Genomic DNA, 24,759 nt, shown 5'->3' on the forward strand with positions numbered 1-24,759 from the left:
TGCAATATTTGCATCATAATAGAATTTTTTGCAAGCGCAGGAGACGACATGAACGATACGCCCGACATCAGCCGCCCGCGCCAGTCGGATATCGCCCAGCGCGCAGGGGTTTCCATCAGCACCGTCTCGCGGGTCCTCGCCGGGGAAAAAGGCATCAGCGCATCGATCCAGACCAAGGTTCTGGGTGTGGCGGCGGAACTCGGTTATCCGCTGCGGCCGGTTACGAGCCAGGCGGGCGGCGTATCGCTGGAGGGCAAGAAAATTCTCGCCCTCATGTCCGCCGAAAGGGCGACCGGCGATATCGGCGCTTTTTATCACGATATTTTCGACATGCTGCGCAGCCTTTCCCAGACGGATGGTTTCGAGCTCGATATCCGGCTGCTGCACCAGAAGCAGATCGATGACGCGCTCACGCAGCGGGTCTGCGAGGTTGATGGCCTTCTCGCCATTGGCCTTGACCCGGAAGAAGAGATTATTCACCACATCACGCAGGGCGTGCTGCAACCGGTTCTGGTCAATAGCGCCGATCCCTCGATGATGCTGGATTGCGTCTCGCCTTCCAATTTTTACGGCGGCGCTATGGCGGCGCGGCGGCTGCTGGAACTTGGCCACCGCAAGGTCGCCTATATCGGTCCGGAGCACCGCCACACCATCAGAGAACGCATGCGCGGCTTCCGGCATACGATCCTGGAGGATGAGGGAACCACCTATGAGGAATTTCTGCTTTCGACGGCGGATAGCGGCTTTGGGCAGGCCGGCGATGCGGTTCGTCAGCTTTTGGCCAAAAACCCCGATCTGACCGGTATTTTCTGCATGAATGACGCCATTGCGCTTGGCGCGCTGGGCGCAGCGCAGGAGCTTGGCCTCGCCGTGCCGGACGACCTTTCGATCATCGGTTTCGACGACCTGCCCTTTGCCGAACTCTCCACCCCGCGGCTCAGCACCATCCGGGTCGACCGCCGCGAGATTGCCCATGAGGCGGTGGAGCTGATGCGCCGCCGGCTGACGGAACCTTCGGCCAATGCCCGGCAGGTTCAGCTGGGTGTGCAGCTGGTGGAAGGACAGACGGCCGGCCAGGCGAAGAAGATGGAAAAGGCGATACGCAATGCATGATGCGGCAAATAATGATCCAATGACCCGTTTCAATCCGCTAAACGGCAATCCACTCAAGACCCGCGCCGACGTGCGGCGGGCGCTGGACGACAGTTTCGCACCTCTGCTTCCCTATTTTTCCGAAAGCGGCGCAAGGGGGACGCTGAGTGGCGCCGCCGCGCATTTCGACCGGGCGGCGGCCGATCTGGAAGGATTTGCACGGCCGCTCTGGGGAATCGCGCCGCTGGCGCTCAGCGGCGATACGTTCGCTCATTGGCCGCTTCTGGCCAAGGGCATCGCCAACGGCACCGATCCCGCCCATCCCGATTACTGGGGCGACGTGCGCCAGAAGGACCAGCGTCTGGTGGAGCTCGCCGCCCTCGGCTTTGCGCTTCGGCTTGCCCCGCAACATTTGTGGGAACCGCTGTCCGACGCACAGAAAGGCAATGTGCGCCGCTATCTGCTGACGGCGCGCGAGCGTGTCTATGCCGATAATAACTGGAAATTTTTCCGGATAATGGTCGACATGGCGCTCGATCATCTCGGCATCGAATTTGACCGCAGCCTGACGGAGACATTCCAGACGGAGTTGGATGGGTTTTACATTGCCGACGGCTGGTATCGCGACGGAAACTACCGCCGCATTGACCATTACATCGCCTTCGCCATGCATTTTTACGGCCTGATCTATGCGAAGCTCAGCAAGCCGGGCGATGCCTTCGCCGAGCGCTACCGCGAACGCGCGCGGCTCTTCGCAAAGGATTTCGCCAGCTGGTTCGACGAGGATGGCGGCACGCTGGCCTTCGGCCGCTCCATGACCTACCGTTTCGCCTGCGGCGGCTTCTGGGCCGGCCTCGCCTTTGCCGATGAGGAAGCGCTGCCCTGGGGCGAGATCAAGGGGCTGTATCTGCAGCATCTGCGCTGGTGGGCGAACAAGCCGATCGCTGACCGCGATGGTGTGCTTTCCATCGGTTATGCCTATCCGCAGCTTACCATGTCGGAAAGTTATAATTCGGCGGGCTCACCCTATTGGGCCTTCAAGGCCTTCCTGCCGCTCGCTTTGCCTGAAAACCACCCCTTCTGGCAGGCGGAAGAAAAGCTGCCCGAAACATCGCAAAAACCACGACCGCTCGTTCATCCCGGCATGGTGATGATGCGCAGCAAAGGCAACGTTACCGCGCTTTCCAGCGGGCAGGAAAACCTGTCGATGCGCGGCGGGCCGGAGAAATACGCCAAATTCGCCTATTCCTCCCGCTACGGTTTCGGTGTGGAGGTGGACGAGCGCGGCTTCAAGACCAATGGTTTCGACAATATGCTGGCCTTCTCCGAAGACGGCCTGCATTACCGGGTACGCGAAACCAATGAAAAGGTTCTGCTGGCCGGGGAAAGCCTGCGGGCGACATGGAAACCATTCTCGGATGTGACGGTCGAAACGACGCTCGTTGCGGCTGGTGACTGGCATGTCAGGCTTCACCGCATCACCTCCGCGCGGCCCCTATCGGTCATCGAGGGCGGTTTTGCGATCAACCGCAACGATGGTGACCGCGATGCCGTGAGCGAAGCGCCCGGCCGGGCGACGGCCGATTGCGGCACCGACATATCCGCCATCGTCGATCTCGGCTCAGGCATAATCCGCCAGGGCGTGGCGCTGAAGGCGCTGCCCAATACCAGCCTTGTTTATGCCAAGACCACGGTGCCGCAATTGCGGGGCGACATTCCGGCGGGCGAAACCCTGCTCGCCTGCGCCGTCTTTGCGGGATTGAGCGGGACCGAAAGCAAAAACGCTCTGGCCGCTGTTCCAGCACTTCCCGATATCGAGGCGCTCGACCGGCTGTTTGCGGAACACGGCATCCCGGTCAGCAGCATGGCGGCGGCGGGAGAACCGCAATGACAGGCCCGCTTGCGCGTCTCAGCCTCGCCATGGACCCGGAGCGGACGCAGCATGTGCTGACGCCACAGGCGCTCGAAAGGCTGTCGCAGAGCGTCGAAATTCTCGATACCCGCTGCATCCGCGACTTTCACGATCCATCCGTGAAAGAACAGCTGGCGTGCACGGATATTCTTCTGACCGGCTGGGGCTGTCCCGATATCGGCGCTCGCGAACTGGCGCTGATGCCGGAGCTGCGGCTGATTTCGCATGCGGCCGGCACGGTGAAATATTTCCTGTCGCAGGCGGTTTTCGAACGTGGCGTCACGGTGTGCAGCGCAGCCGAAGCGAATGCGCAGCCGGTCGCAGAGTTCACGCTGGCGATGATCCTGCTGTCCGGCAAGCGCACCTTCGGTTTCCGTCGCCTCTATGTGGAGGACCGCGGGCGGGACAATGTCGACCGCCTGCAATCGCAGGCCATCGGCAATCTCGGCCTCACGGTCGGCATTGTCGGGGCGTCGCGTATCGGGCGTCGGGTGATCAATCTGCTGAAGCCCTTCGATCTCGATCTCGTCCTTTTCGACCCTTTTTTAAACGTGACCGAAGCGCAGAAGCTCGGCGTGCACCTTGTATCGCTCGATGAGCTGATGTTGGTGAGCGACGTGATTTCCCTGCATGCGCCATCCCTGCCGCAGACCCGGCATATGATCGGCGCAGATGCGCTTGCCCGGATGAAGGACGGCGCAACCCTGATCAACACGGCGCGCGGCGCGCTGGTGGATGAAGATGCGCTTCTGGCCGAGCTGAAAACCGGACGCATCGAAGCCGTCATCGACGTGACCGATCCGGAAGTGCCGCCGCAGAATTCACCCTTCTACAGCCTGCCGAATGTGTTTTTGACACCGCATATCGCCGGCGCCGTCGGCCTTGAGCGCGCACGGCTCGGCGACATGGCGATTGCCGAGATCGAGCGTTTCTGCCGGGCGGAACCATTGCAACAGCAGATACGGCCGGAACATCTGGAACTGATCGCATGAGAATTTTCGAGCCGGGCCTCTGCTCCGTCACCTTCCGCTCTATGCCGACGCAGGTGGTTATCGAGCTTGCCGCCGCAAATGGCATCAAGGCAATCGAATGGGGTGGCGACATCCATGTTCCGCCCGGCGACCTCGACAATGCGAGGGATGTGGCGGCGCGAACGGCGAAAGCCGGCCTCACCGTTTCCTCCTATGGTTCCTACATCTTCGCGCCGGATTTCGCACCGGATGATGTGACCGCCACTCTGGATACCGCAAAGGCGCTGGGCACCAGCCATATCCGCATCTGGCCCGGCAGCCGCAAACGCCCATCTGCCGATTATTCCCCAGCAGAACGCCGCGCAGCAACAGAGGCGCTGGCGACACTAGCCCGCCGGGCGGACGACCATGGCATGACAATCGGGCTGGAATATCACCCCAACTCCCTGACAGATACGCTGCCTTCGTCCCTGCAACTCCTGCAGGACCTGCCGATACCAAACCTCTTTTTCTACTGGCAACCCGCCCCCGGCCTGCCGCTGGATGACGCACTTGCGGAAATATCGGCGCTCGGCTCACGCATCTGCCACCTGCATGTCTTCGCCTGGCTCAAAGACGCCAGCCGCCTGCCCCTTCGCGAGCGCGCGCACTATTGGCAGGCCTGCATCGATGCCCTGCCGGAGAGCGGCTGGACGAAGGCGAGCTATGCGATGCTGGAATTCGTTAGGGCTGACGATGTCAGCCAGTTCTCGGAAGATGCGGCGGCGCTGCGCGAGATTCTTGCCGGTTCGTAGAACCGCTTTTCCCTTATCTAAAACGGACGCGGCGGACTAAAATTCGCTATTGTTACAACGCGTTCTGCTGCCCTCATCCCTGTGCTTGTCACAAGGATCCAGCCAGCCCAAGTCCTTGGGCTGAAAAGACTCTTCTCGCCGCGCAGACGCGCGTCAGCTGGATTCCTGTGACAAGCACAGGAATGAGGGAGGGTTTGTTCCTCCCGCACCCGTTTCTGTCAGCTATATCCGCCGCCCATCCGCCCCGAACAGATGCGTCTTCGCCAGATCGAACGCAAACGGAATGGTCTCGCCGATACGGATCTGGCGCTGGCCGTCGAGAAGCACGGTGGCGGCCTGGCCGTCGGGTGTGCTGGTATAAACCACGGTCGAACCGCCGAGATGTTCGACGAGCTGAATCGAAGCTTCGCCAAGCGAGGATTGCGCCTGCGGGTTCACATGTTCGGGGCGCACGCCGAAGGTGAGCGGTTCGCCCTGTTGCGCCGCCACCGGCTTTTCCAGAACGATGCGCTGGCCGGCCACCTCGATGGTGCGGTTGGAGCTGTCGCCTGACGCCACCTTGGCGGAGAGGAAGTTCATCTTCGGCGAGCCGATGAAACCGGCGACGAACTGGTTGGCGGGATTGTTATAGAGATCGAGCGGCCGGCCGACCTGCATGATGCGGCCATCGCGCAACACCACGATCTTGTCGGCCATGGTCATGGCCTCCACCTGGTCATGCGTCACATAGATCATGGTGCTGCCGAGCGTCTGGTGCAGCTTGGCGATTTCGACACGCATCTGCACGCGCAGTTCCGCATCGAGGTTGGAAAGCGGCTCATCGAACAGGAAGATTTTCGGCTCGCGTACGATGGCGCGTCCAATGGCGACGCGCTGGCGCTGGCCGCCTGAAAGCGCCTTCGGCTTGCGCTGCAACAGCGGGCCGATCTGCAGGATATCGGCGGCCTTCTGCACCCGCGCCTCGACTTCCGGCTTCTTGTAACCCGCCGTTTCCAGCCCGAAGGCAAGGTTCTTGTAAACACTCATATGCGGATAGAGCGCATAGGACTGGAAGACCATGGCGATGCCGCGCTTGGAAGCGGCGGTTTCGTTGACCCTTTCGCCATCGATGCGAAGATCGCCCTCGGAGATTTCCTCCAGGCCCGCAATCATGCGCAGAAGCGTGGATTTTCCGCAGCCCGAGGGGCCGACGAAAACGGTGAACTCGCCCGGTTCGATCTTGAGATCGATACCGTGAACGACCGGAAAAGCGCCGAACCGCTTGACGATTTTTTCGAGCGTAATACTGCTTGCCATGCTGTTTCTCCCGACTGTCGCGCCGCGCAGGGGGCGGCCGCGACAGTGTTGATAGTCTGATATAATTCGTTCTCGATCCGGGTCCCGTTCAGCGTTTCATTCCGGTGGTGGCGATGCCTTCGATCAGCAGCCGCTGGAAGAACAGGAAGAACAGGAAGACCGGCACCAGCGACAGGTTGGACATGGCGAAAAGCGAGGTCCAGTCCGAGCTGCCGGTGGAATCCACGAAGGATCTGAGGCCGAGCTGCACGGTGTAGGTGTTGATGTCGTTCAGGTAGATCAGCGGACCGAAGAAATCGTCCCAGGTCCAGATGAAGGAAAAGATGGCGGCCGTGGCCAGCACCGGCAGCGACAAAGGCAGCATGATCTTCCAGTAGATGCGGAAGGGCGAGCAGCCATCCATGACAGCCGCCTCATCCAGCTCGCGCGGAATGCCGCGGAAGAACTGCACCATCAGGAAGATGAAGAAGGCATCCGTCGCCAGATATTTCGGCACGATCAGCGGCAGCGAGGTGTTCACCCAGCCCATTTCCAGAAACAGGATATATTGCGGAATGAGCACGACGTGATAGGGCAGCATGAGCGTGCCGAGCATCAGCGCGAACCAGAAATTGCGCCCGCCAAAACGCAGCCGGGCAAAAGCGAAGGCGGCGAGCGAGCAGCCGACCACGTTTCCTATGGTAGCGAGCACCGAGATGAAGAACGAGTTCCAGAAGAACTGCCCGAAACTCACCTGCAGCCCGGACCAGCCACGGATATAGCCGCCGAAATCGACCGACGAAGGAATGAGCGAGGATGAGCCGAACAGCTCGTCCTGTGGACGGAACGAACCCGAGATCATCCACAGGATCGGATAAAGCATCGCAAAGGAAGCGATGATCAGGGCCGTGTGCAGCAATACCGATTTCAGCGGCGTGCGTTGCGGGCCTTGTCCTGGCCGGGGAGCGGTAACAGCGTCAGTCATCGTAATGCACCCAGTATTTCGCGCTGAGGAATGAGAAGGCCGTAAACAGCGAGATGATGATCACCAATATCCAGGCAAGCGCCGAGGCATATCCCATGCGGAAGAAACCGAAGGCTTCCTGATAGAGGTAGAGCGTATAGAACAGCGTCGAGTTGATCGGCCCGCCGGTGCCTTCGGAGATGATGAAGGCGGGCGTGAAGGCCTTGAAGGCGTCGATCGTCTGGATCACCGCATTGAAGAAGATCACCGGCGTCAACAGCGGCAGGGTAATGCGGAAGAACTGCCGCACCTTGCTCGCACCGTCGATTTCGGCCGCCTCATACATGTCCTGCGGGATTTGCCTCAGCCCTGCGAGGAAGATGATCATTGGCGAGCCGAACTGCCAGACGGACAGGATGACCAGCGTGTAGATCGAATAATCCGGATTGGAAATCCAGCTCGGTCCTTCATAACCGAAAGCCTGCCACAGGATCATGTTGACGAGACCGTCCGAGGCGAAAAGCTGCCGCCAGAGAACGGCGATCGCCACGCTGGAGCCGAGCAGCGACGGCAGATAGAAGATCGCCCGGTAAAGCGTCAGGGCCTTTATGCCGCGATTGAAGGCGAGTGCGACGAGAAGCGCGAAGATGAGCTTCAACGGCACCGACAGCAGCACATAGGTGAAGGTCACCTGCATGGCGGCGGCAAATTTGGGGTCGTCGGTGGCGATGCGCACATAGTTCGCCGCCCCCACCCAGTCAGGAGATTGCAACAGGTCGTAATTGGTGAACGACAGATAAAGCGACGCCAGCGCCGGGCCGAGGGTAAGGCCAAAAAAGCCAATCAGCCAGGGCAGGAGAAACAGGTAGGCGTGAATGTTGCGGTCGAAAATCCGCTTCACGCCGCCCCGCTTCGGGAGAGCCGCGCCACGGCTCTCCTCAACGAGTGTTTCAGATCGAAAGGCCATACGCCATCACTTCCGTTTAATAACGGTTTCAGATTCCTTGACGAGCCGATCACCGCCCGCATCCGGAGTGATCTTCCCGAAGCCGACTTCTTCCGCCGTGCGCTTGAGGACGAAGGCGAATTCGCCCGCGCCCGGAGGTGGTGCCGGCGGCAGATCGCCGACGCCTGGGGTGATTTCGGCAATGTATTCCACCATTACCTTGCTGACCGCATCGAGCTTGTCGCTCAGCTGGTTACGCATGGCTTCCGATGCCGGAACGCCGCGTTCCACGCCGAGAATATCGACACCCTGCGGTTCGGCGACGAGGAAGTTGATGAAGCCCACCGCCTGCTCGATGCCAGCGCTGCCATTGGCGACGCTGATCAGCATCGAAGGTTTCAGGTAATGGCCGGAAGGACCATCCTTCTTGCTCTTCGGATAGGAGCTGATCGCCAGCTTTGACTTGTTGAGCGCCTGGTAACCCACGAACTGGTTGGAATGGGCAAAGGCGGTCGCCGCCTTGCCTGTCGTCAGCGGGTTCGTCTCGATATTGAGCTGGTCCAGAGCCTGCACATCGGCCGGCACACAGGCGCCGCTTTTGCGCAGATCCGCCCACATGGTGAACCATTTGGTCGCGTCAGTCGGATCGAAGCCAATGCCGCCATCCTGCGTGTAAAGCGATTTGCCGTTCTGGCGCAGCCAGTTTTCGAAACTCGGTTCTACACCGCTGGCATCGGCCGTCGCGTAATAACCGGGTTTCGGCTTGTTCTTGCTGAGCTTGGCGGCGTTTTCGGCAAACTCCTCCCAGGTCTGGCCGATCGACGGCGGCGTCGCACCGGATTTTTCCCAGGCAGCCCTGTCGAAGAAGACAGCGCTGGAATTGACCCCTAGATTGATGCCGTAAAGCTTGCCGTCGACCCGGCCGGAATCGATGTTCATCTTGCCGAAATCTTCGATCTTCAGGCCCTTGCCGATATAATCGTCCAGCGGCGCCAGCGCACCGCGACGGCCATATTCGAAGATATAACGATAATCCATCTGGATCAGGTCAGGCGCATTGCGGCCCGCCACCTGCGTGGCAAGGCGCGGCCAGTAATCGCTCCAGCCGGCGAATTCACCGGCGATATCGAGATCGGGCTTGACCTGCTTATAGGCCGATATGGCCTTGTTGGTACGATCCGCACGCTCCTGCGACCCCCACCACAACATACGCAGCCGCGCAGCCTGAGCCTGCGCCGAACCGCCCCCCAATGTTGCAAGTGAAAGGGCCGCAAGGCCCGCAGAAAGCACAGTTCTCCTCTGAAGCATCACGGACATTGGCAACTCCTCCCTATTGACTGCCAAATTGATGATGAGCGTAAACGACTATTGCCGTTTTATAACTAATTGGTTACATGGGAACACTGATCGCCAACATTGTCAAGCGGGTGATGAAATGGAAGAAACGACGAAAAACCATCAGCCTGATCCGGCTCCGGAAAAAGCGCCTGCCCCCAAGCGCAAGCGTGCCACCACACAGGTGCGAAACCCGGAAAGAACGCGCGCCGCCATCCTTGAAGCTGCCCGCCGCGAAGTAGCCGCCAAGGGGCTGGCGGGGGCTCGAATCGATGTCGTCGCCCGGCGCGCCGGCACCAACAAGCGGATGATCTACCATTATTTCGGCGACAAGGATGCGCTTTATCTCGCCGTTCTGGAAGACGCCTATCGCCATATCCGCCACACCGAAAGACGGCTTGACCTGGCCCGAAAGGCCCCTTCGGAGGGCTTGCGCGAGCTTGCGCTTTTCACCTGGCACTACTTCCTCGACCATCCCGAATTCCTCAGCATTCTGGCCACGGAAAACCTCAATAAAGCCCGATATCTCAGGCAATCCCCGACGATTACGGCGATGCATTCGAACTTCATTTCGGAGCTTGAGGACGTGCTGCGGCGCGGTAGCGACGCCGGTGAATTCCGCGACGGTCTCGATCCGATCGACGTCTATCTGACCATTGCTTCGCTCGGTGCTTTTTATCTTTCGAACCGGTTCACGCTGTCGACGATCTTCCAGCGCGACCTGACCGACCCCGCTGAATTGGAGCGCTGGGGCCAGCATATCGTCGATACCCTGCTTGCTGCAGTGCGGCCGGTCTGAGCCGGCCAAACCGAATTCCTCTTTAACAACAGCGACGACGCGCCATTCGCACCCGCGAAGCGCGTCGTTTTCTTTTGCGGCGCGGTGGAAACACAAAAACGCAACCGTCGTCACGACGTGAATTTTTCCTGTCAAAAACACCTTGACAGATCGCATCCTTCGCGACCACAAATAACCAAATGGTTACAAATTGCCATGTTTGACGGAAGCGGCTTTCGGGAAGAGGCCGCCTTGGGAGGAAATTCATGAAACGTATCGGCGTCATCATGCACGGCATCACCGGCCGCATGGGTTACAACCAGCATCTCGTACGCTCCGTTCTCGCCATTCGCGATCAGGGCGGCGTGCTGTTGAAAAACGGCGAAAGGGTCATGCTCGACCCCATTCTGGTCGGCCGCAACGGCGCGAAAATCGAGGAAATCGCCAGAAAGCACAATGTCGCGCGCTGGACGACCGACATCGACGCCGCATTGGCAAACCCTGATGATACGTTGTTCTTCGATGCCGGCACGACGCAGATGCGCGGCAGCCTGCTGGAGAAAGCCATCAAGGCCGGCAAGAACGTTTATTGCGAAAAGCCGATTTCCGACACGATGGAAGAGGCGCTGGCGATTGCGCGGCTGGCCGAAAGCGCCAGCATCAAGCACGGCGTGGTGCAGGACAAGCTTTTCCTTCCCGGCCTTCGCAAGCTGGCGATGCTGCGCGACAGCGGCTTCTTCGGCAAAATCCTCTCGGTGCGTGGCGAATTCGGCTATTGGGTTTTCGAGGGCGACTGGCAGCCGGCGCAGCGCCCCTCATGGAACTACCGTCTGAAAGATGGCGGCGGCATCATTCTCGATATGCTGTGCCACTGGCGTTATGTGCTCGACAACCTGTTCGGACCGGTGAAATCTGTCAGCTGCCTCGGCGCGACCCATATTCCGGAACGTTTCGATGAGCAGGGCAAAGCCTATAAGGCGGATGCTGACGATGCCGCCTATGCCACTTTCGAGTTGGAAGGCGGTGCTATCGCCCATATCAACTCTTCCTGGGCAGTGCGTGTGCGCCGCGACGACCTCGTGACCTTCCAGGTGGACGGCACGCATGGTTCGGCGGTGGCGGGCCTGACAAAATGCTTTACCCAGCACCGCACCAACACACCGAAGCCGGTATGGAACCCCGACCAGCCGCAGACCATCGATTTCTACAGGACCTGGCAGGAAGTGCCGGACAATGTCGTCTATGACAATGGCTTCAAGGCGCAGTGGGAAATGTTCGTCCGCCATCTGGTAGACAATGACCCGTGGCCCTACGGGCTGATCGAAGGCGTAAAGGGCGTGCAGCTGGCCGAACTGGGGCTGAGATCGTGGAAGGAACGCCGCTGGCTCGACGTTCCCGCTATTTCGTAAGGAGGCTGACGTGAGCGAACTCAAGCTTCCGAAGGACGACCGCAGCATTGAAGTCTACAGACTATCAGGCACGCCGGTCGCGGTTGAGAAACGCAGTGCGGAGGATTTCAACCGCGTCGCCTTCGCTGCCGCCCACGTGGTGGCCGATCCCCTTGCCGATAATGACCCGTGGCTGACGCCCGCCATCGACTGGGACGCGACGCTGCGTTTCCGTCACCGCCTGTGGGACCTTGGCCTCGGTGTCGCCGAAGCCATGGATACGGCACAGCGCGGCATGGGGCTCGCTTGGCCGCAGGCGCAGGAACTGATTTCCCGTTCGCTGAAGGAAGCGGCCAGCCGCAAGGATGCGCTGATCGCCTGCGGCGTCGGAACCGACCATCTGAATGGCGGCAATCATGACCTGAACCATATTGTCGACTCTTATCTCGAACAGCTTGATTTTGTTCAGGGAGAAGGCGGACACGTGATCCTGATGGCGAGCCGTGCACTGGCTGCGGCGGCGCGTTCCCCGGATGATTATCTCAAGGCATATGCGCGGGTTCTCTCCCATGCCGACCAGAAAGTGGTGATCCACTGGCTGGGTGAGATGTTCGATCCCGCGCTTGAGGGTTACTGGGGTTCCGGTGACCACATGCAGGCCATGGAAACCTGCCTTGCCATGATCGAGGAGAATGCAGACAAGATCGGCGGCATCAAGATTTCTCTTCTCTCCAAGGAAAAGGAAATCGTCATGCGCCGTCGCCTTCCCGCTGGCGTGCGCATGTATACCGGCGACGATTTCAACTACGCCGAACTGATCGCCGGTGACGAAAAGGGTCATTCGGATGCGCTGCTCGGCATTTTCGACGCCATAGCGCCGGCGGCTTCGAAAGCGCTCGCCAGCCTGAAGCGTGGGGCGGACAATGAGTTTTTCGACATTCTCGAGCCGACGGTGGCGCTGTCACGCCATATCTTCAAGGCGCCGACCCGCTTCTACAAGACCGGCGTGGTGTTCCTCGCCTATTTGAACGGGTTGCAGGACCATTTCACCATGGTCGGCGGGCAGGAAAGTACCCGCTCCACGCAGCATTTCGCCGAGCTTTTCCGGCTGGCGGACAAGGCCAATGTGCTCGCCGAACCGGATCTCGCAACGCACCGCATGAAGGCGTTTCTTTCGGTCCGGGGCATTGGCTGAGGCAGCAGAACTAGGGGAGATATCGATATGAGCCTTGAAGGCCTTTCCATCAATTTCGCCACCGTGCGGCAAGGCGGCGATTTCGGCGCCATCGTCGATGCCTGCCTTGCCCACGGCATCACCGCCATCTCGCCCTGGCGCGAGCAGGTCCATGGCGTTGGTCTTACGGAAGCCGCCCGCATCGTCGAGCAGAACGGCCTGCGCCTCAGCGGTCATTGCCGTGGCGGCTTTTTCCCCGCACCCGATGCGGAAGGCCGCCGCCGGGCCATAGAAGACAATAAACGCGCCGTCGATGAGGCCGCCGCCATGAAGGCAGACTGCCTCGTGCTTGTTGTGGGCGGCCTGCCCGCCGGCTCGCGTGACCTGAAAGGCGCACGGCAGATGGTGGAAGACGGCATGGCCGAACTTCTTCCCTATGCGCGGGCCGCCGGCGTACCGCTCGCCATCGAGCCGCTGCATCCCTTTTATGCCGCCGACCGCGCCTGCTTCAACACGCTGAAGCAATCGCTCGATCTCTGCGACCGGCTGGGGTCTGGAACCGGCGTCGCCATCGATGTCTACCATGTCTGGTGGGATCCGGAACTGGAGGAACAGGTGGCGCGCGCCGGCAGGAACGGGCAAATTCTCGCCCACCACATCTGCGACTGGCTGGTGCCGACCACCGATCCGCTCAATGATCGCGGCATGATGGGTGACGGCGTGATTGACCTGAAGGCATTTCGCGCCATGATCGAGGCCGCCGGCTTCCACGGCCCGCAGGAAGTGGAAATCTTTTCGCATCGCTGGCAGGCGCGGCCAATGGACGAGGTTCTGTCCACGGTGGTCGAGCGTTTCAAGACTGTTTGTTGAGATATCCGGGAGAGAGACAATGCCTGAAAGGGTGAAACGCAAACGCTATGCGCTGGTCGGCACCGGCAATCGCGGCACCACCATGTGGGGCCGCGAACTTCTGGCCGGCTGGAGCGATTATGTCGAGCTGGTCGGCATTTGCGACCTGAACCTGATGCGCGCCGAGCGCGCCCGCGCCATGATGGGATCGAGCGCGCCGCTTTACGATGATTTCGGCCGGATGATGGTGGAGCAACGCCCGGAACTGGTAATCGTCTGTACACCTGATGACACCCATGACGACATCATCATCCGGGCGCTCGAAGGCGGCGCCGATGTCATCAGTGAAAAGCCGATGACCACCACCCCGGAAAAGATCGACCGCATTCGCGCGGCGGAAGCCAAAAGCGGCCGCCGCGTCGATGTTTCCTTCAATTACCGTTTTTCGCCGACGGCGGCACGCATCAAGGAGCTGATCGACGACGGCGCGATCGGCACCGTTACCTCCGTCGACTTCCACTGGTATCTGGATAATCACCACGGCGCAGATTATTTTCGCCGCTGGCACGCCTTCACCGAACATTCCGGCAGCCTCTTCGTGCACAAGGCCACTCACCATTTCGATCTTCTGAACTGGTATCTGGATTCCGACCCCGTCGAGGTAAAGGGGTTCGGACAATTGCTGCATTACGGCAAGAACGGTCCGTTCCGGGGAACGCGCTGTCGCACCTGTCCGCACAAGGATGAATGCGATTATTTCATGGATCTCGGCGCCGATCCTTTCCTCGACGCGCTTTACGAGGATCCTTCGAGCATTGATGGTTATATGCGCGATGCCTGCGTCTTCCGCGAGGAGATCGATATCCCTGATACGATGAGCGCCTCGATCCGTTATGCGAGCGGCGTGCAGGTATCCTATTCGCTCAACACCTATATGCCGATCGAGGGCCATCACATCGCCTTCAACGGCCATAAGGGCCGCATCGAGATGCGCCAATATGAAAAGCAACCATGGACGGAACCGCCGGCCGATGAAATCCTGCTGGTCAAAAGCTTCGGCGGCGGCGTCGAGCATATCTGGGTGCCGCATGAGCCGGGCGGCCATTATGGCGGCGATAACCGCATGCGCGACATGATCTTCAAACCCGGCTCAAATGACCGTCTGCGGCAGCGGGCCGGTTCACGCGCCGGCGCCATGTCGGTCCTGACGGGTGTCGCGGCGCTGAAAAGCGCCCGCGAAGGCGGCGCGGCGGCGGTGAAATCCCTGCCCCTCTAGAGATTTGCGGCGTGCGGCCCATCCGATTCTGGCCCGCGCGCCGCAACTGCCAAAAAGAACGGACGACATTCCACAGATTACGCGCTTCTTCCCTCCCGCTAAGGTGACGGCCGGGGGAAGAAAGAGTTAACCATGTCCAGTCTTCAATCACTCGTTCCGCTCATCATCATCGGCGCCAGCCTTATCCTTTTCTTCAAATGGGTAGGCCGCGACATGAACAGGCAGGAGAAAAAACCGCGTTCCCGCCGCTGACGGCGAGAACCGCGCCGCAGCCGGCGCGACCATGGAACCTCGTCCTCTTTTCGCGCGTTTTCACGGCTGAAGGAGAACGCTCCATGACGAAGCAGAAAAAGCTGAAAACCAAGGACAAGGGACCGTCGAAAGCAAACGATATTCCGCCAGCTGGCCCGCACGCCAAGCCGTCCTTGACTGATTATGACAAGACGCCGGGAGCGGGTAGCCTGCCGGAGGACAACGCCAAGGACATTTCTCCCGGCGCAGGCTGATGGAAGGCAGAGACGGCGAGAACCTGGAAACCCGTGAAAATACCGCTGGAACAATGGTTTATGTGGAGGATCGTCGTGGGCTTAGGCATTTCCTGCAACGGGCCCATTGCAAAATCAAAAATTGAGCCTATATTCGCCAGATCGACCATTGCTTGTGACGTCGCTCCTGGGACACTTATGTTCCCGTCGGATTTCCTCTCAAATAATCGATCTAATCCCGCAAGGTATCGCGGGAACCACAACGATTGCTACGAAAGGAAATCGTTATGAACACTGGTACTGTAAAGTGGTTCAACGCCACCAAGGGCTTCGGCTTCATTCAGCCTGACAACGGCGGCACGGACGTTTTCGTTCACATCTCTGCTGTTGAGCGCGCAGGCATGCGTTCGCTGAACGACGGCCAGAAGATCACCTACGATATCGTCCAGGACCGCAAGTCCGGCAAGAGCTCCGCCGATAACCTTCAGGCAGCTTGATATTTGTCATTTGACCCCGCAGACCACGGATGTACTGGCTGCCGGTTCGAGTGATTGTGAGAGGTCGGGTTAAGCCCGGCCTTTTGTTTTTTGGCCATGGGAGGCCCTCATGCGCAAAAATCTATACCGCTCTGGCGATGCGATCGTTTTGAAGGCAGGCGTCCTTGGCGCCAGCCAGCCAAGCGGCACCGGCCGGATCATAGCGGTTCTGCCGGAAACACAGGGCCTGATTCGGTTCAGGGTGCGTTTCCAGCACGAGAATTTCGAACGGAATATAGCGCTCGACGAAATTGATGCGGCTTCCTCGTCATCGCGGGCCCGAGATGTGGAGAATTCAGCACCCCGTGCGCCGGGATCGAGCTGGATCAACACCAATACGATCAAGATCAGAAAATAGCAGCGGTGGCTGCGTTAAGGAGATATTTTGCAGGTACTCGTCCGAGATAACAATGTTGAACAGGCCCTTCGCGTCCTGAAGAAGAGAATGCAGCGCGAAGGTATCTTCCGCGAAATGCGCGCGCGTGAATCCTACGAAAAGCCTTCGGAAAAGCGCATTCGTGAGGAAGCCGAAGCCGTGCGCCGCCACCGCAAGATGGCGAAGAAGAAATTGCAGCGCGAGGGACTGCTTCCCTCCCCCAAGAAGGTTGCCCGCGCCCGCTAACCGTCAAAACAGCGCTTGCGCAAAGGAGAATGCCAATGGCTGCGACAAAAGAAGCCTTTTTCAAACCCGGCAAATTATCCGCGCAGGACAAGGCATCGCTGACGGACAGCGCGGCAAAGCAGATTATCAATGCTGAGTCCGCCCAGCGCGCCCGCAAGACGGAACGCCTTCGCCAGCTTCGCGAAGCACAGGAAGCGACCATCGTCGCCCCTGTGCCCGCACGCCCGAAAAAGCCCTCCGCGAAAAAATGATCCGGCTGCGTTTTTTGACGTGGCCGACCGCAGAAACTTCTTGAACCTGATACATAACAGGCGCAGGCTTCTCGTGGTCAGCAATCCGCTGAACGACGCTGATGATTGAGGGCTGAGTGTCCTCGCCCCGAACGAGAGAAGGATGAGATGTCTTCCGAGTTTTATTCATCAAGCCTCTCACGCAACCTCGTCCGCACCGGTGGCGCGGGCTACCGGGAAAACGCCTCGTTGCCTCTTCTCCTCGGCAAGGCCGAAGAAACCGCTGAGCGCGTGGACTACTATCACGGAGAATCTACAGGCTTTTCGGCCTTTCCAGATTTCAGCCGTCAGACCCGCATGGCGCGAAGCCTCCTCTCTGCAGGGCGTATCCGCCTGACCAACCCGGCCGTGGAGAAAAATCCACTGTCTGAACCACCTTCCCCGTGACGATAAAGCCGCTTGCCGCAATCGGTCTGCGGCGAGCAATCAATGCACGGACCGCATCCAATACCAGTTCAATATGAGGAGGACACCATGGCCAAGGGTCAAGTACGCAGCAACAAGGAAATCCGCAAGCCGAAGAAGGACAAGACCAAGGCCGCAGCAGCAGCGCCAGCCGGCTCGCAGGTTAAGTTCGCAAACGCCACGACAGCGGATGGCAAAAAGAAATAGGGCAAGGTCGAAGCCGGTCGCTGACAGGTGCCGGCGACGAAACATCTCCTGGTATACGGACTTGTTTTGGCCACATTGCCCTTCTATATAAAGAATGTAGCAGCTGCTGGTGAGCGCAAATGAAATTGTCGTTCGCAGCTGTTTTAGTCGCTCTGGGCTTTTGACCACGGATGTACTGGCACTGGTGTTAAGAGCGATATGAGGAAGGTCGGTGCAATATTGCCCCGGCCTTTTTTGTTGTCTTTAAAGGCCGTACCGAAAACTGCTCAATACAGCCGCTGGCGACGGAATTAACTTGCGTATTCCGTGCAAAGAGCGCACCTTTTATTGGCGGCAATTTTAAAGGGCGTTGCCGTCTTGAGGCTGATTGCCGCTTCCAGGCCCGTTTTACACATGCTTTCGATGGACCGGCCGCCCTTGCAATTTATCAGGGCACGCCGAAGGCATCGGCCCGAAAACCGGCTTCGGTCACGAACCGTGCCGGCATCGTTTCAAAATGTTGGAGCGTCCCCGTGCAGCCTTTTAAAGGAACGCGCGACGCTCCGGCTTTTCTGATCTCACAAGAAAGGAGGATTCAATGTCTTCCGCATCCCATAGCTGCCTGATCTCTTCTCAGGATCTCAAAATGCTTCAATCGGTCCTTGAAAATGTCGGCTTTAATTGCCGTGACGAGGATAATGACGAGAAACTTCACAACAGGGCAGCCCGCAAGATAATCGAATTGTATCAGGACGGCCTGACCGATCCTGTGGAACTGACGAAAGAAATGCGTTTCCTGTTCGGCGTCCAGAAGCACGACCGGATCAAACCATGGAAACCGCTCCCCCGTTATGCAATCCAGGGCCTCCCACTGCTTTACCGGCATTAAGGGAGACCACAGATGCGTGAATACATCATGGTCAGCACCGGCCTTTGGCTTGGGCTGTTCCTGACATGGTATCTCGTCACCCTGTACGATACCGATAAAATTGTTGCGCCGAACGTTGTTTCGGCGCTGCCGCAGCTGATGACGTCATCAGAATGCGAAGCCCAGTTCGGCATTCTCTTTTCGATGGGCGATAAGCTGTTGAAGGCCGGAGGCCCTGTTGTTCCCGAAGATTTGCGCCGAAACATTGAAAGCTGCATCTCCTCTGACGAGGGCAGCCGACTGAAACTGAAAGATAATCAACTCATTCGGCTTTTCCCCTGAGGCTCCGCCGACAATTAACCCAGTCCACCAGATTTAATAACCATCAAAATCACCGATGAAAATAACGGCTTGGCAAATTGGATATATCAGGAGACACTAAATCGACAGGACATCATGTCCGGGGGTTTGCGTCTGCGTGGAGGGTGAGTATGACGTATGACTGGAGCGGCCGCAGAATGCGCCGTATGCGCGCCGCGAAACTGACGATCATCAGCCTCGTCGCGGCCTTTGTCCTGACGGCTCCGATCTTCGCCCATTATTGAGCTTCGCCACTTACCGCTACACTGGCTGCCTGATCTCGGCGCGCTTTTTCAGGCGTGTCTTCAACCATTTCTGGAGCGGCTGATCGTAATGGACCGTCAGGTACCATGAGAGAAACGTGGTTGCGATCAGGAAAACGATACCGGCTGGCAAGGCGATATTTTCGCCGTGGACACCCGGGACCAGAAATTCCGTCCAGGCCAGAAGCGGAATATGCAGCACATAGACCGCATAGGACGCCGTTCCGAGAAATCCTGACAGCACGCCGGTCCAACGGCCCGGAACCGTCTTGCTGGCCACGAACAACAGTAGCGGCCAGACGAACAGAACGATCGCGAGATCGAAAAACGGCCGCAGCTCACGCGAGACCGGGACGGCGAGGACGACGCAGACCAGCGCGAGGCAAAGCACGGCCCGGATTGGTTTCAATTCCGGCAAGCGATTGCGGAACCGGTAAATCAGCACACCTGCAAAAAACGAAAAGAACACCCGTCCCATGCCGGCATACATTTCGTTCCAGCGAAAACCCGCATGCAGCCGGCCGAATTCGGCCGCCGCGACCATAAGCACAATGGCGCTCAAGGCCAGTATCATGATTGTCTGTCTTGTCGTCGCCTTGATACCCCAGCGGGCATAAACCGCATTCACCACCAGCTCGTTGAATAGCGACCATGCCGGGCTGACGAGAAACAATGCGCCGTTCAGCGTCAGCGTGAAGGGTGCGGGAAGAAACAGCAGCCCCGTCACCAGAGCGAAGGTTAATTCGCCGGGATCAATAAGGCGATGAAGATCGTCAATCGGCGTCGGCAGGCCCAGAACATAAAGACAGATGAAATAGGCCGTCATCAGGGCCAGGGCCAGCCCATAGAGCGGGTAGAGCCGGGCAAGGCGCGCCTTCATGAAAAAACCGGGCGTTATCGTCCGCTCGCGCAGTTTCATGCTATAGGCATGCGCCAGCACGAAACCGCTGAGTGCGAAGAACAGGTCCACCGCAAGATAGCTCGACGCCGTGCTTTTCCCGAACAATGCCTCGGCATGGCGATGCACGATGAAGAGTGCAGCCACACCCCTGATGCCATCAAGCAATATGAAGCGTTCCGGGGATGAGTGGGCCATTGGCGTTGATGCTCGACGGGACTGAACAATATTCTTCCACGAAAACGAGCTTTAACCCGCAGCGGTTCATCGCTTCCAGTCACAAACTGGTCAACGCGCCAAACGCCCCATATTTAGACAGGGCATTTACCGATATCCGACGCTCTTTCGCCGCTGCCAAAGGCGTGCTACGTCCGGATGTCATCGATGTTTTGACTTTATGACTCTATGCACCACGCCCCTTGGAAAACCGGCCTCGGTTTTTGCAGGGAGCTTCGGCGTAAATGGGAATCGGGTCTTTCGGCGGCAAGCAACTTTCGCGGAGTCCCACCATGTCCACCATCGCAGACCGTATCAAAAAAATCATCGTCGACCAGCTGGGTGCAGATCCCGCCACGGTTGTCGAAGAGGCCAATTTTGCTGACGATCTCGGTGCCGATTCCCTCGAAGTTGTCCAGGTCGTGATGGAAATTGAGGAAGAATTCGGCGTGGAAATTCCCGATTCCGCCGCCAATACGATCCTGACGGTCGGCGACGCCATCCGCTTCATCGAAAAAAACAAGGCGTGAAAGAAAGCGGCGGGCATCACCCCGCCGACAGTGCCGCAACCGGATCGAGTTTAGAGGCGTTGCGCGCCGGCAGGTAACCGAAAACAACGCCGATCAACGTCGAACAGACGAAGGCGGCAACAATGGGCGTCGTGGAATAGACCATTGCGAAATTGCCGCTGAAGGCGGAAAAGAGCAGGCCGAAGCCGAGACTGCTCAGCACTCCGAGAGTGCCGCCGATGATGCAGACCAGCACCGCCTCGATCAGGAACTGCCGCAGAATATCGGCGCGGCGCGCGCCCACCGCCATGCGAACGCCGATTTCCGACACGCGCTCGGAGACGGAAACGAGCATGATGTTCATCACCCCGATGCCGCCCACCAGAAGCGAAATCACCGCAATCGCCGCGATCAGGAGCGTCAGGGTCTGCGTGGTGCTGGTAATTGTCTGGCGAATATCATCGGTATTAAGAATGTAGAAATCCCGCGTGCCGTGCCGCTGGGTCAGGAGCGCGGTCACCGCCTGTTCGGCAATGGCGGCATCGGTATCGTCGCTCACCTGCACGGTGATGCTGCGCAGCGATAGACTGCCGAGGAAACGCGACTGGACGGCGGTATAGGGCAGATAGAGCGACAGGTTCTGGCTTGAACCGAAACCGCCCTGCTGCGCCTGTGTAACGCCCACGATGCGGGCCGGCACCTTGCCGATGAGGATGACCTGGCCAACGGGACTGCCGCTGAAATCCGCAAACAGCGATTTGCGGGTATTTTCGTCGATCACCACCTCCTGCGCCTTCTGCGCAACGCTTGCCGCGTCGAAAAACCGCCCCTGCGACAGCTTGGTGCCCTTGGCGACGAAATAACGCTCACTGACGCCGTTGACGAGCGCATTCGCTTCCTTCGCACCGAAACGCACCGTGCTGGAGGTCGACACCGTCGGCGTAACCGCCGCGACATAGGATTGCTTGGCGAGCGCATCGGCATCGGAGACGACCAGCGTGGTGATCTTGCCCGACCTGATGTCGCCGAAATCCTTGCCCGCGAAGATTTCCAGCGTGTTGGTGCCGAGGCTTGAAATATTCTGCAGCACGCGCTGCTGCGACCCCTGCCCCAGCGCCACGACGCTGATGACCGAGGCAATGCCGATGATGATGCCGAGCATGGTGAGGAAAGTGCGCAGCTTGTGCGCCCGCATCGACAGAAGCGCCATGAGCAAGGCTTCCCGCAGCGAGGAAACGACGCCAGAAATAGTTGAAGCCCGGCCGGAAACCGCGGCGGGTCGGGTCTCCTCCGGCAATATCGCCAATGCATCCGCCTTCCGGTCCGAAACGATGGCGCCGTCGCTTATTTCGATGATCCGCCCCGCGCGTCTGGCAATCGACATGTCATGGGTGACGATGATGACGGTGCGGCCTTCGGCATGCAGCTCGTCGAGAATGCGCAGCACCTCGTCGCCGCTCGCGCTGTCGAGCGCGCCGGTCGGCTCATCGGCAAGGATGACCTCGGCATCGTTCATGAGGGCGCGGGCGATGGAGACACGCTGCTGCTGGCCACCGGAAAGCTGGCCGGGACGGTGATCGAGGCGTTCCGCCATGCCAAGGCGGCCGAGCAGCCTTGCGGCATTGCTCCTACGCTCACCCTGCGACTTGCCGGCATAGATCGCCGGTATCTCGACATTGCCGAGCGCCGTCAGCTCCGCAAGCAGATGGTAACGCTGGAAGATGAAGCCGAGATTTTCGCGTCGGAGCGCCGACAATTCATCGGCATCGAGATGCGCCGTTTCCCGGCCCCTGATGCTGTAGCTTCCCGAGGTCGGCCGGTCGAGGCAGCCGAGAATATTCATCAGCGTCGACTTGCCGGAACCGGACGCGCCGACGATCGCCACCATCTCGCCGGCCTCGATGGCGAGGTCGATGTTCTTCAGAACGCTGATCGTGCCTTCACCGGAGGGATAGTCCCGCCGCACGGATTTAAGAGTGATCAAGGGATCAGCCATGGTTCAAAGCCCCATCGGCGGCCCGCCGGGGCCCGGCATGGCGTTCGTGGTGATGTCAGCGGAACGCTCGCCGGTCACAACGCGCTCGTTCTCGGCAAGGCCAGAGCGAATTTCCGCCGTAACCTTGTTGTTCAGTCCGACCTTGACCTTGCGCTCGGAAATCCTGCTGTCCGCAGCCACCACGCGCACCGAATAATCGCCGTTTGCGTCCACGTTACCGAGGGCTGCGGCGGGAACCGTCAGAACGTCCTTCGCTTCACCGAGAAGGATATGAACCTCCGCCGTCATGTAGGTGCGCAGCTTGCCTTCCGGGTTGGGCACCTCGAACACACCATTATAATAGATCGCCTCCGACGATGAGGTGCTGGAAGACGATGTGGTCGATGTGGACGAGGTTGAGGAACTGAAGCTGGAATCGCTGCGCACCGATTCAGGCGCCGGCTCTATCGAGGAAAGCGTCGCATCGTAACGCTGCTGCGGCTCGCCGAGCACCGTGAAATAGACCGGAAGATCCGGCTTCACCCGCGTCACATCCGCTTCGGAAATCTCCGTGCGCACCGTCATCCGGTCCAGCTGGCCAAGGATCACGATGGTCGGTGCGGATTGGGTGGCGTTGACGGTCTGCCCCTCCTGGCTGACGATCGACAGAACCGTGCCTTCGATGGGCGCGGTAATCTTCGTATAGCCAAGATTGGCCTCCGCAGTTTCAACCGCGACCTGCGCCTCCTCGATCTGGGCGTCGATGGATTGTATCTGCGCCTCGGTGACGGCGAGTGCCGCGGTGGCGCTTTCGAAATCGGCGCGGGAGGCGGCATTCTTGGAAACCATTTCCTGCTGGCGGGCAAGGCTCTGGCGGTTGAGAACAAGGGTTGCCTGTTTCTCCACCCGCTGCGCCTTCACATTGGCAAGCGCCGCCTGCGCGGTCCGCAGGCTGTTCGTCTGGGTGACGGAATCGATCTCGGCGACGAGATCGCCCGCCTTGACCGTGTCTCCCAGCGCAACCCTGACCGCGGTGATGCGGCCGGAAGCCTGCGCGCCAACGGCGACGAGCCGAACGGGTTTCAGCGTTCCGGTGGCCAGAACCGTCTGCTCTATATCCCCGCGTGTCACCGGTGCGGTGATATAACCAGGCGTGGCCGCACGCGTATATTGCGAGGACAGCCAGAACCCGCCTGCAGCCAGGGCCGTAATCGCCAGCAAAACGCCTGCCTTCCGTGCCGTTTTCATTTTAACGTCCTGTCCGGCCGGTTATGGGCGCCAGCGGTTTTTCCACGGCATCCTTGCGGCAGGTGTTACGAAGACGCCTGGAGCCCGCCTTCTCGCGCTGTTCCATCCTGCAAGCGGAATGCTGCCGCTTTTCCTCCTGCCGCGATTTCACTGTCGGCGTTTCCACCACCCGGTCTTTGGCCAGGGCGACCGACCAGACGAAGCTCAGGCCAAAGGCCGTTGCCAGCACCACATAGAAATATCTCATCATCGTCTTCCCGCTTGAAAATCACGCGGGGGATCGCAGGCGTGCGATCCCCCGGCTACAGCCGTTGCCGGCTGATTTCCTCCTCTACTGGGGGGCAGATTAAAGGAGGAAACTGCGAATGGTGGCGTCAGCCCCGCTCTGCCTGCGGGACCGGCGGCATTCTGCCGCCTTGCGGCGGTCCGAAACGACCGTCCTGCCCGGACCCATGGTGCGGAGGCGGAGGCGGTGGCATCAAGGCGCGCTCGAGTTCGGTCAGCTTCAGCACCTGCTGCGGTGAAAGTTTCGGCTTCAGTGCAGCCACCGCATCCTGCAATGCCTTCGCCTGCTCAGCCTTCTTCACCATGATGCCGGCCAGCTCCTCGCCGGCAAGACGCGGTTCCGCACCCTGCGGCGGTGGCGGATTGCGATCCGCACCGGGCGAAACGAGATCGATCAACGCCGTGGCATAGGCCCGCCATGGGCCGAGCTGTTCCGGCGTGACCCCGAGATAGATTTCGGCTGCCGAAAGTTTCGTTGCCAGCCCCAGAACATCAGGGCGCGGCATCCTGCCGATATGGGGCGGCGGCGCGCGATCCGGGCCGAGATCAGCACCGGCGGGTGGCATGGCCTGCCCGGCTGCCTGTGGTGCCGGCGCATTCTGCTCCTCGGCCTGCGAGGCAGCGGAACCACCCAGAATTGCTGTCGCGATGACGGCGGTGGCCAGTAGCGAGTTTCTCATCTTACCTTCCTTCCGTTTTCCAACATGAAAGGACGATAGGAGCGCCGGGTTTCCGGCTTTGGTCCGAATGTTTCTGATCGTCTTCCGCAGCGGGCCTATTTGTAACCGAATGTTGCCAGACCGGCCCCAGAAAGCTTTCGTTGCAAAAATCCGCCGCGTCCCTGCGCCGCTTATGTATA

At 59.5% G+C, this 24,759-nt stretch carries 28 protein-coding genes; 19 read left to right on the forward strand and 9 right to left on the reverse strand.

Translation table 11 applies throughout. The features are described 5' to 3' along the window. Positions 1 to 48 precede the first annotated feature (48 nt). Genes AGR13A_RS14660 through AGR13A_RS14675 form a run of 4 tightly spaced genes read left to right on the forward strand, consistent with a single transcriptional unit; the run spans position 49 to position 4,769 of the window. Entirely contained in the window at positions 49 to 1,113 is a 1,065-nt protein-coding gene (locus AGR13A_RS14660; protein ID WP_080836989.1) for a LacI family DNA-binding transcriptional regulator, read from the forward strand. Continuing rightward, a complete protein-coding gene (locus AGR13A_RS14665) occupies positions 1,106 to 2,983 on the forward strand; it encodes a DUF2264 domain-containing protein (RefSeq protein ID WP_080836992.1) in 1,878 nt (625 codons plus the stop codon). Before AGR13A_RS14660 ends, AGR13A_RS14665 begins: the two co-directional genes overlap by 8 nt. Then, the gene (locus AGR13A_RS14670) at positions 2,980 to 3,996 is read left to right on the forward strand and encodes a hydroxyacid dehydrogenase (protein ID WP_080836995.1); all 1,017 of its coding nucleotides are present in this window, start codon (positions 2,980 to 2,982) and stop codon (positions 3,994 to 3,996) included. The genes AGR13A_RS14665 and AGR13A_RS14670 overlap by 4 nt, the downstream gene beginning before the upstream one ends. Next, positions 3,993 to 4,769 carry a sugar phosphate isomerase/epimerase family protein gene (locus AGR13A_RS14675; protein WP_080836997.1) on the forward strand — a complete coding sequence of 259 codons (777 nt, stop codon included), beginning with the start codon at positions 3,993 to 3,995 and terminating at the stop codon, positions 4,767 to 4,769. The genes AGR13A_RS14670 and AGR13A_RS14675 overlap by 4 nt, the downstream gene beginning before the upstream one ends. A 222-nt stretch (positions 4,770 to 4,991) precedes the next feature. Here the strand turns inward: AGR13A_RS14675 and AGR13A_RS14685 are convergent, their stop codons facing one another. The 4 genes from AGR13A_RS14685 to AGR13A_RS14700 all read right to left on the reverse strand — a co-directional run bounded on the left by AGR13A_RS14685 (position 4,992) and on the right by AGR13A_RS14700 (position 9,271). After that, positions 4,992 to 6,065, reverse strand: a complete 1,074-nt coding sequence (locus tag AGR13A_RS14685; RefSeq protein WP_080836999.1) for an ABC transporter ATP-binding protein — start codon at positions 6,063 to 6,065, stop codon at positions 4,992 to 4,994. Between the two features lie 88 nt (positions 6,066 to 6,153). Further along, on the reverse strand, positions 6,154 to 7,029 hold the full coding sequence (locus AGR13A_RS14690; protein ID WP_035225589.1) for a carbohydrate ABC transporter permease: 876 nt from the start codon (positions 7,027 to 7,029) through the stop codon (positions 6,154 to 6,156). After that, positions 7,022 to 7,975 carry a carbohydrate ABC transporter permease gene (locus AGR13A_RS14695; protein ID WP_035225591.1) on the reverse strand — a complete coding sequence of 318 codons (954 nt, stop codon included), beginning with the start codon at positions 7,973 to 7,975 and terminating at the stop codon, positions 7,022 to 7,024. Before AGR13A_RS14695 ends, AGR13A_RS14690 begins: the two co-directional genes overlap by 8 nt. 6 nt (positions 7,976 to 7,981) lie before the next feature. Next, positions 7,982 to 9,271: an ABC transporter substrate-binding protein gene (locus tag AGR13A_RS14700; RefSeq protein ID WP_080837001.1), complete on the reverse strand. Its 1,290-nt coding sequence runs from the start codon at positions 9,269 to 9,271 to the stop codon at positions 7,982 to 7,984. Between the two features lie 118 nt (positions 9,272 to 9,389). Between AGR13A_RS14700 and AGR13A_RS14705 the strand changes: the two genes are divergently transcribed. The 14 genes from AGR13A_RS14705 to AGR13A_RS14760 all read left to right on the forward strand — a co-directional run bounded on the left by AGR13A_RS14705 (position 9,390) and on the right by AGR13A_RS14760 (position 18,488). Further along, positions 9,390 to 10,088 carry a TetR/AcrR family transcriptional regulator gene (locus tag AGR13A_RS14705; RefSeq protein WP_080837003.1) on the forward strand — a complete coding sequence of 233 codons (699 nt, stop codon included), beginning with the start codon at positions 9,390 to 9,392 and terminating at the stop codon, positions 10,086 to 10,088. A gap of 245 nt (positions 10,089 to 10,333) precedes the next feature. After that, entirely contained in the window at positions 10,334 to 11,476 is a 1,143-nt protein-coding gene (locus AGR13A_RS14710) for a Gfo/Idh/MocA family protein (protein WP_167377551.1), read from the forward strand. A gap of 10 nt (positions 11,477 to 11,486) precedes the next feature. After that, the gene (locus AGR13A_RS14715) at positions 11,487 to 12,650 is read left to right on the forward strand and encodes a dihydrodipicolinate synthase family protein (RefSeq protein WP_080837005.1); all 1,164 of its coding nucleotides are present in this window, start codon (positions 11,487 to 11,489) and stop codon (positions 12,648 to 12,650) included. Between the two features lie 27 nt (positions 12,651 to 12,677). Continuing rightward, the gene (locus tag AGR13A_RS14720) at positions 12,678 to 13,499 is read left to right on the forward strand and encodes a sugar phosphate isomerase/epimerase family protein (RefSeq protein ID WP_080837008.1); all 822 of its coding nucleotides are present in this window, start codon (positions 12,678 to 12,680) and stop codon (positions 13,497 to 13,499) included. 19 nt (positions 13,500 to 13,518) lie between these two features. Next, a complete protein-coding gene (locus tag AGR13A_RS14725; protein ID WP_080837010.1) occupies positions 13,519 to 14,754 on the forward strand; it encodes a Gfo/Idh/MocA family protein in 1,236 nt (411 codons plus the stop codon). Positions 14,755 to 15,089: 335 nt separating this feature from the next. Next, complete coding sequence (locus AGR13A_RS24955; RefSeq protein WP_167377552.1) at positions 15,090 to 15,260, forward strand: hypothetical protein; 171 nt, start codon at positions 15,090 to 15,092, stop codon at positions 15,258 to 15,260. A 266-nt stretch (positions 15,261 to 15,526) separates the two neighbouring features. Next, on the forward strand, positions 15,527 to 15,736 hold the full coding sequence (locus AGR13A_RS14730; protein ID WP_003499811.1) for a cold-shock protein: 210 nt from the start codon (positions 15,527 to 15,529) through the stop codon (positions 15,734 to 15,736). A gap of 109 nt (positions 15,737 to 15,845) precedes the next feature. Next, positions 15,846 to 16,133, forward strand: coding sequence for a cold-shock protein (locus AGR13A_RS14735; protein ID WP_080837012.1), 288 nt, complete (start codon positions 15,846 to 15,848; stop codon positions 16,131 to 16,133). 27 nt (positions 16,134 to 16,160) lie between these two features. Beyond that, positions 16,161 to 16,397 carry a 30S ribosomal protein S21 gene (rpsU, locus tag AGR13A_RS14740; protein WP_035225615.1) on the forward strand — a complete coding sequence of 79 codons (237 nt, stop codon included), beginning with the start codon at positions 16,161 to 16,163 and terminating at the stop codon, positions 16,395 to 16,397. Positions 16,398 to 16,432: 35 nt separating this feature from the next. After that, complete coding sequence (locus AGR13A_RS14745) at positions 16,433 to 16,648, forward strand: hypothetical protein (protein ID WP_003499818.1); 216 nt, start codon at positions 16,433 to 16,435, stop codon at positions 16,646 to 16,648. 147 nt (positions 16,649 to 16,795) lie between these two features. Then, positions 16,796 to 17,074 (forward strand): hypothetical protein, encoded by a 279-nt coding sequence (locus tag AGR13A_RS14750; RefSeq protein ID WP_080837014.1) that lies wholly within the window; start codon positions 16,796 to 16,798, stop codon positions 17,072 to 17,074. An 87-nt stretch (positions 17,075 to 17,161) separates the two neighbouring features. Next, positions 17,162 to 17,299, forward strand: a complete 138-nt coding sequence (locus AGR13A_RS24960) for a hypothetical protein (protein ID WP_003499822.1) — start codon at positions 17,162 to 17,164, stop codon at positions 17,297 to 17,299. A gap of 625 nt (positions 17,300 to 17,924) precedes the next feature. Next, on the forward strand, positions 17,925 to 18,167 hold the full coding sequence (locus AGR13A_RS14755; protein WP_080723249.1) for a hypothetical protein: 243 nt from the start codon (positions 17,925 to 17,927) through the stop codon (positions 18,165 to 18,167). A 12-nt stretch (positions 18,168 to 18,179) separates the two neighbouring features. Beyond that, the gene (locus AGR13A_RS14760) at positions 18,180 to 18,488 is read left to right on the forward strand and encodes a hypothetical protein (RefSeq protein ID WP_003499825.1); all 309 of its coding nucleotides are present in this window, start codon (positions 18,180 to 18,182) and stop codon (positions 18,486 to 18,488) included. A 279-nt stretch (positions 18,489 to 18,767) separates the two neighbouring features. Here the strand turns inward: AGR13A_RS14760 and AGR13A_RS14765 are convergent, their stop codons facing one another. Beyond that, on the reverse strand, positions 18,768 to 19,865 hold the full coding sequence (locus tag AGR13A_RS14765) for an acyltransferase family protein (RefSeq protein ID WP_080837016.1): 1,098 nt from the start codon (positions 19,863 to 19,865) through the stop codon (positions 18,768 to 18,770). A gap of 311 nt (positions 19,866 to 20,176) precedes the next feature. Here AGR13A_RS14765 and AGR13A_RS14770 point away from each other — a divergent pair, with 311 nt between their 5' ends. After that, positions 20,177 to 20,413 (forward strand): acyl carrier protein, encoded by a 237-nt coding sequence (locus AGR13A_RS14770; RefSeq protein ID WP_035225621.1) that lies wholly within the window; start codon positions 20,177 to 20,179, stop codon positions 20,411 to 20,413. A gap of 16 nt (positions 20,414 to 20,429) precedes the next feature. Here the strand turns inward: AGR13A_RS14770 and AGR13A_RS14775 are convergent, their stop codons facing one another. The 4 genes from AGR13A_RS14775 to AGR13A_RS14790 form a co-directional block, all read right to left on the reverse strand. Beyond that, complete coding sequence (locus AGR13A_RS14775) at positions 20,430 to 22,388, reverse strand: MacB family efflux pump subunit (protein ID WP_080837018.1); 1,959 nt, start codon at positions 22,386 to 22,388, stop codon at positions 20,430 to 20,432. Between the two features lie 3 nt (positions 22,389 to 22,391). Beyond that, on the reverse strand, positions 22,392 to 23,615 hold the full coding sequence (locus tag AGR13A_RS14780) for an efflux RND transporter periplasmic adaptor subunit (protein WP_080837020.1): 1,224 nt from the start codon (positions 23,613 to 23,615) through the stop codon (positions 22,392 to 22,394). A 1-nt stretch (position 23,616) separates the two neighbouring features. Further along, positions 23,617 to 23,862, reverse strand: coding sequence for a hypothetical protein (locus AGR13A_RS14785; RefSeq protein ID WP_080837022.1), 246 nt, complete (start codon positions 23,860 to 23,862; stop codon positions 23,617 to 23,619). Positions 23,863 to 23,989: 127 nt separating this feature from the next. Next, positions 23,990 to 24,580: a hypothetical protein gene (locus AGR13A_RS14790; protein WP_080837024.1), complete on the reverse strand. Its 591-nt coding sequence runs from the start codon at positions 24,578 to 24,580 to the stop codon at positions 23,990 to 23,992. Positions 24,581 to 24,759: the final 179 nt, after the last annotated feature.

The organism is Agrobacterium genomosp. 13 str. CFBP 6927, assembly GCA_900012615.1.
Lineage (GTDB): Bacteria > Pseudomonadota > Alphaproteobacteria > Rhizobiales > Rhizobiaceae > Agrobacterium.

Excerpts from the sequence above, each read along its gene's own strand:
- AGR13A_RS14690 (WP_035225589.1), bottom strand. The coding sequence starts at position 7,029 with ATGACTGACGCTGTTACCGCTCCCCGGCCAGGACAAGGCCCGCAACGC.
- AGR13A_RS14735 (WP_080837012.1), top strand. The coding sequence starts at position 15,846 with ATGCGCAAAAATCTATACCGCTCTGGCGATGCGATCGTTTTGAAGGCA.
- AGR13A_RS14750 (WP_080837014.1), top strand. The coding sequence starts at position 16,796 with ATGTCTTCCGAGTTTTATTCATCAAGCCTCTCACGCAACCTCGTCCGC.
- AGR13A_RS14670 (WP_080836995.1), top strand. The coding sequence starts at position 2,980 with ATGACAGGCCCGCTTGCGCGTCTCAGCCTCGCCATGGACCCGGAGCGG.
- AGR13A_RS14705 (WP_080837003.1), top strand. The coding sequence starts at position 9,390 with ATGGAAGAAACGACGAAAAACCATCAGCCTGATCCGGCTCCGGAAAAA.
- AGR13A_RS14660 (WP_080836989.1), top strand. The coding sequence starts at position 49 with ATGAACGATACGCCCGACATCAGCCGCCCGCGCCAGTCGGATATCGCC.
- AGR13A_RS14755 (WP_080723249.1), top strand. The coding sequence starts at position 17,925 with ATGCTTCAATCGGTCCTTGAAAATGTCGGCTTTAATTGCCGTGACGAG.
- AGR13A_RS14785 (WP_080837022.1), bottom strand. The coding sequence starts at position 23,862 with ATGAGATATTTCTATGTGGTGCTGGCAACGGCCTTTGGCCTGAGCTTC.
- AGR13A_RS14720 (WP_080837008.1), top strand. The coding sequence starts at position 12,678 with ATGAGCCTTGAAGGCCTTTCCATCAATTTCGCCACCGTGCGGCAAGGC.
- AGR13A_RS14695 (WP_035225591.1), bottom strand. The coding sequence starts at position 7,975 with ATGGCCTTTCGATCTGAAACACTCGTTGAGGAGAGCCGTGGCGCGGCT.
- AGR13A_RS14700 (WP_080837001.1), bottom strand. The coding sequence starts at position 9,271 with ATGTCCGTGATGCTTCAGAGGAGAACTGTGCTTTCTGCGGGCCTTGCG.
- AGR13A_RS14665 (WP_080836992.1), top strand. The coding sequence starts at position 1,106 with ATGCATGATGCGGCAAATAATGATCCAATGACCCGTTTCAATCCGCTA.
- AGR13A_RS14780 (WP_080837020.1), bottom strand. The coding sequence starts at position 23,615 with ATGAAAACGGCACGGAAGGCAGGCGTTTTGCTGGCGATTACGGCCCTG.
- AGR13A_RS24955 (WP_167377552.1), top strand. The coding sequence starts at position 15,090 with ATGACGAAGCAGAAAAAGCTGAAAACCAAGGACAAGGGACCGTCGAAA.
- AGR13A_RS14790 (WP_080837024.1), bottom strand. The coding sequence starts at position 24,580 with ATGAGAAACTCGCTACTGGCCACCGCCGTCATCGCGACAGCAATTCTG.
- AGR13A_RS14730 (WP_003499811.1), top strand. The coding sequence starts at position 15,527 with ATGAACACTGGTACTGTAAAGTGGTTCAACGCCACCAAGGGCTTCGGC.
- AGR13A_RS14710 (WP_167377551.1), top strand. The coding sequence starts at position 10,334 with ATGAAACGTATCGGCGTCATCATGCACGGCATCACCGGCCGCATGGGT.
- AGR13A_RS14725 (WP_080837010.1), top strand. The coding sequence starts at position 13,519 with ATGCCTGAAAGGGTGAAACGCAAACGCTATGCGCTGGTCGGCACCGGC.
- AGR13A_RS14675 (WP_080836997.1), top strand. The coding sequence starts at position 3,993 with ATGAGAATTTTCGAGCCGGGCCTCTGCTCCGTCACCTTCCGCTCTATG.
- AGR13A_RS14685 (WP_080836999.1), bottom strand. The coding sequence starts at position 6,065 with ATGGCAAGCAGTATTACGCTCGAAAAAATCGTCAAGCGGTTCGGCGCT.
- AGR13A_RS24960 (WP_003499822.1), top strand. The coding sequence starts at position 17,162 with ATGGCCAAGGGTCAAGTACGCAGCAACAAGGAAATCCGCAAGCCGAAG.
- AGR13A_RS14745 (WP_003499818.1), top strand. The coding sequence starts at position 16,433 with ATGGCTGCGACAAAAGAAGCCTTTTTCAAACCCGGCAAATTATCCGCG.
- AGR13A_RS14770 (WP_035225621.1), top strand. The coding sequence starts at position 20,177 with ATGTCCACCATCGCAGACCGTATCAAAAAAATCATCGTCGACCAGCTG.
- AGR13A_RS14760 (WP_003499825.1), top strand. The coding sequence starts at position 18,180 with ATGCGTGAATACATCATGGTCAGCACCGGCCTTTGGCTTGGGCTGTTC.
- AGR13A_RS14765 (WP_080837016.1), bottom strand. The coding sequence starts at position 19,865 with ATGGCCCACTCATCCCCGGAACGCTTCATATTGCTTGATGGCATCAGG.
- AGR13A_RS14775 (WP_080837018.1), bottom strand. The coding sequence starts at position 22,388 with ATGGCTGATCCCTTGATCACTCTTAAATCCGTGCGGCGGGACTATCCC.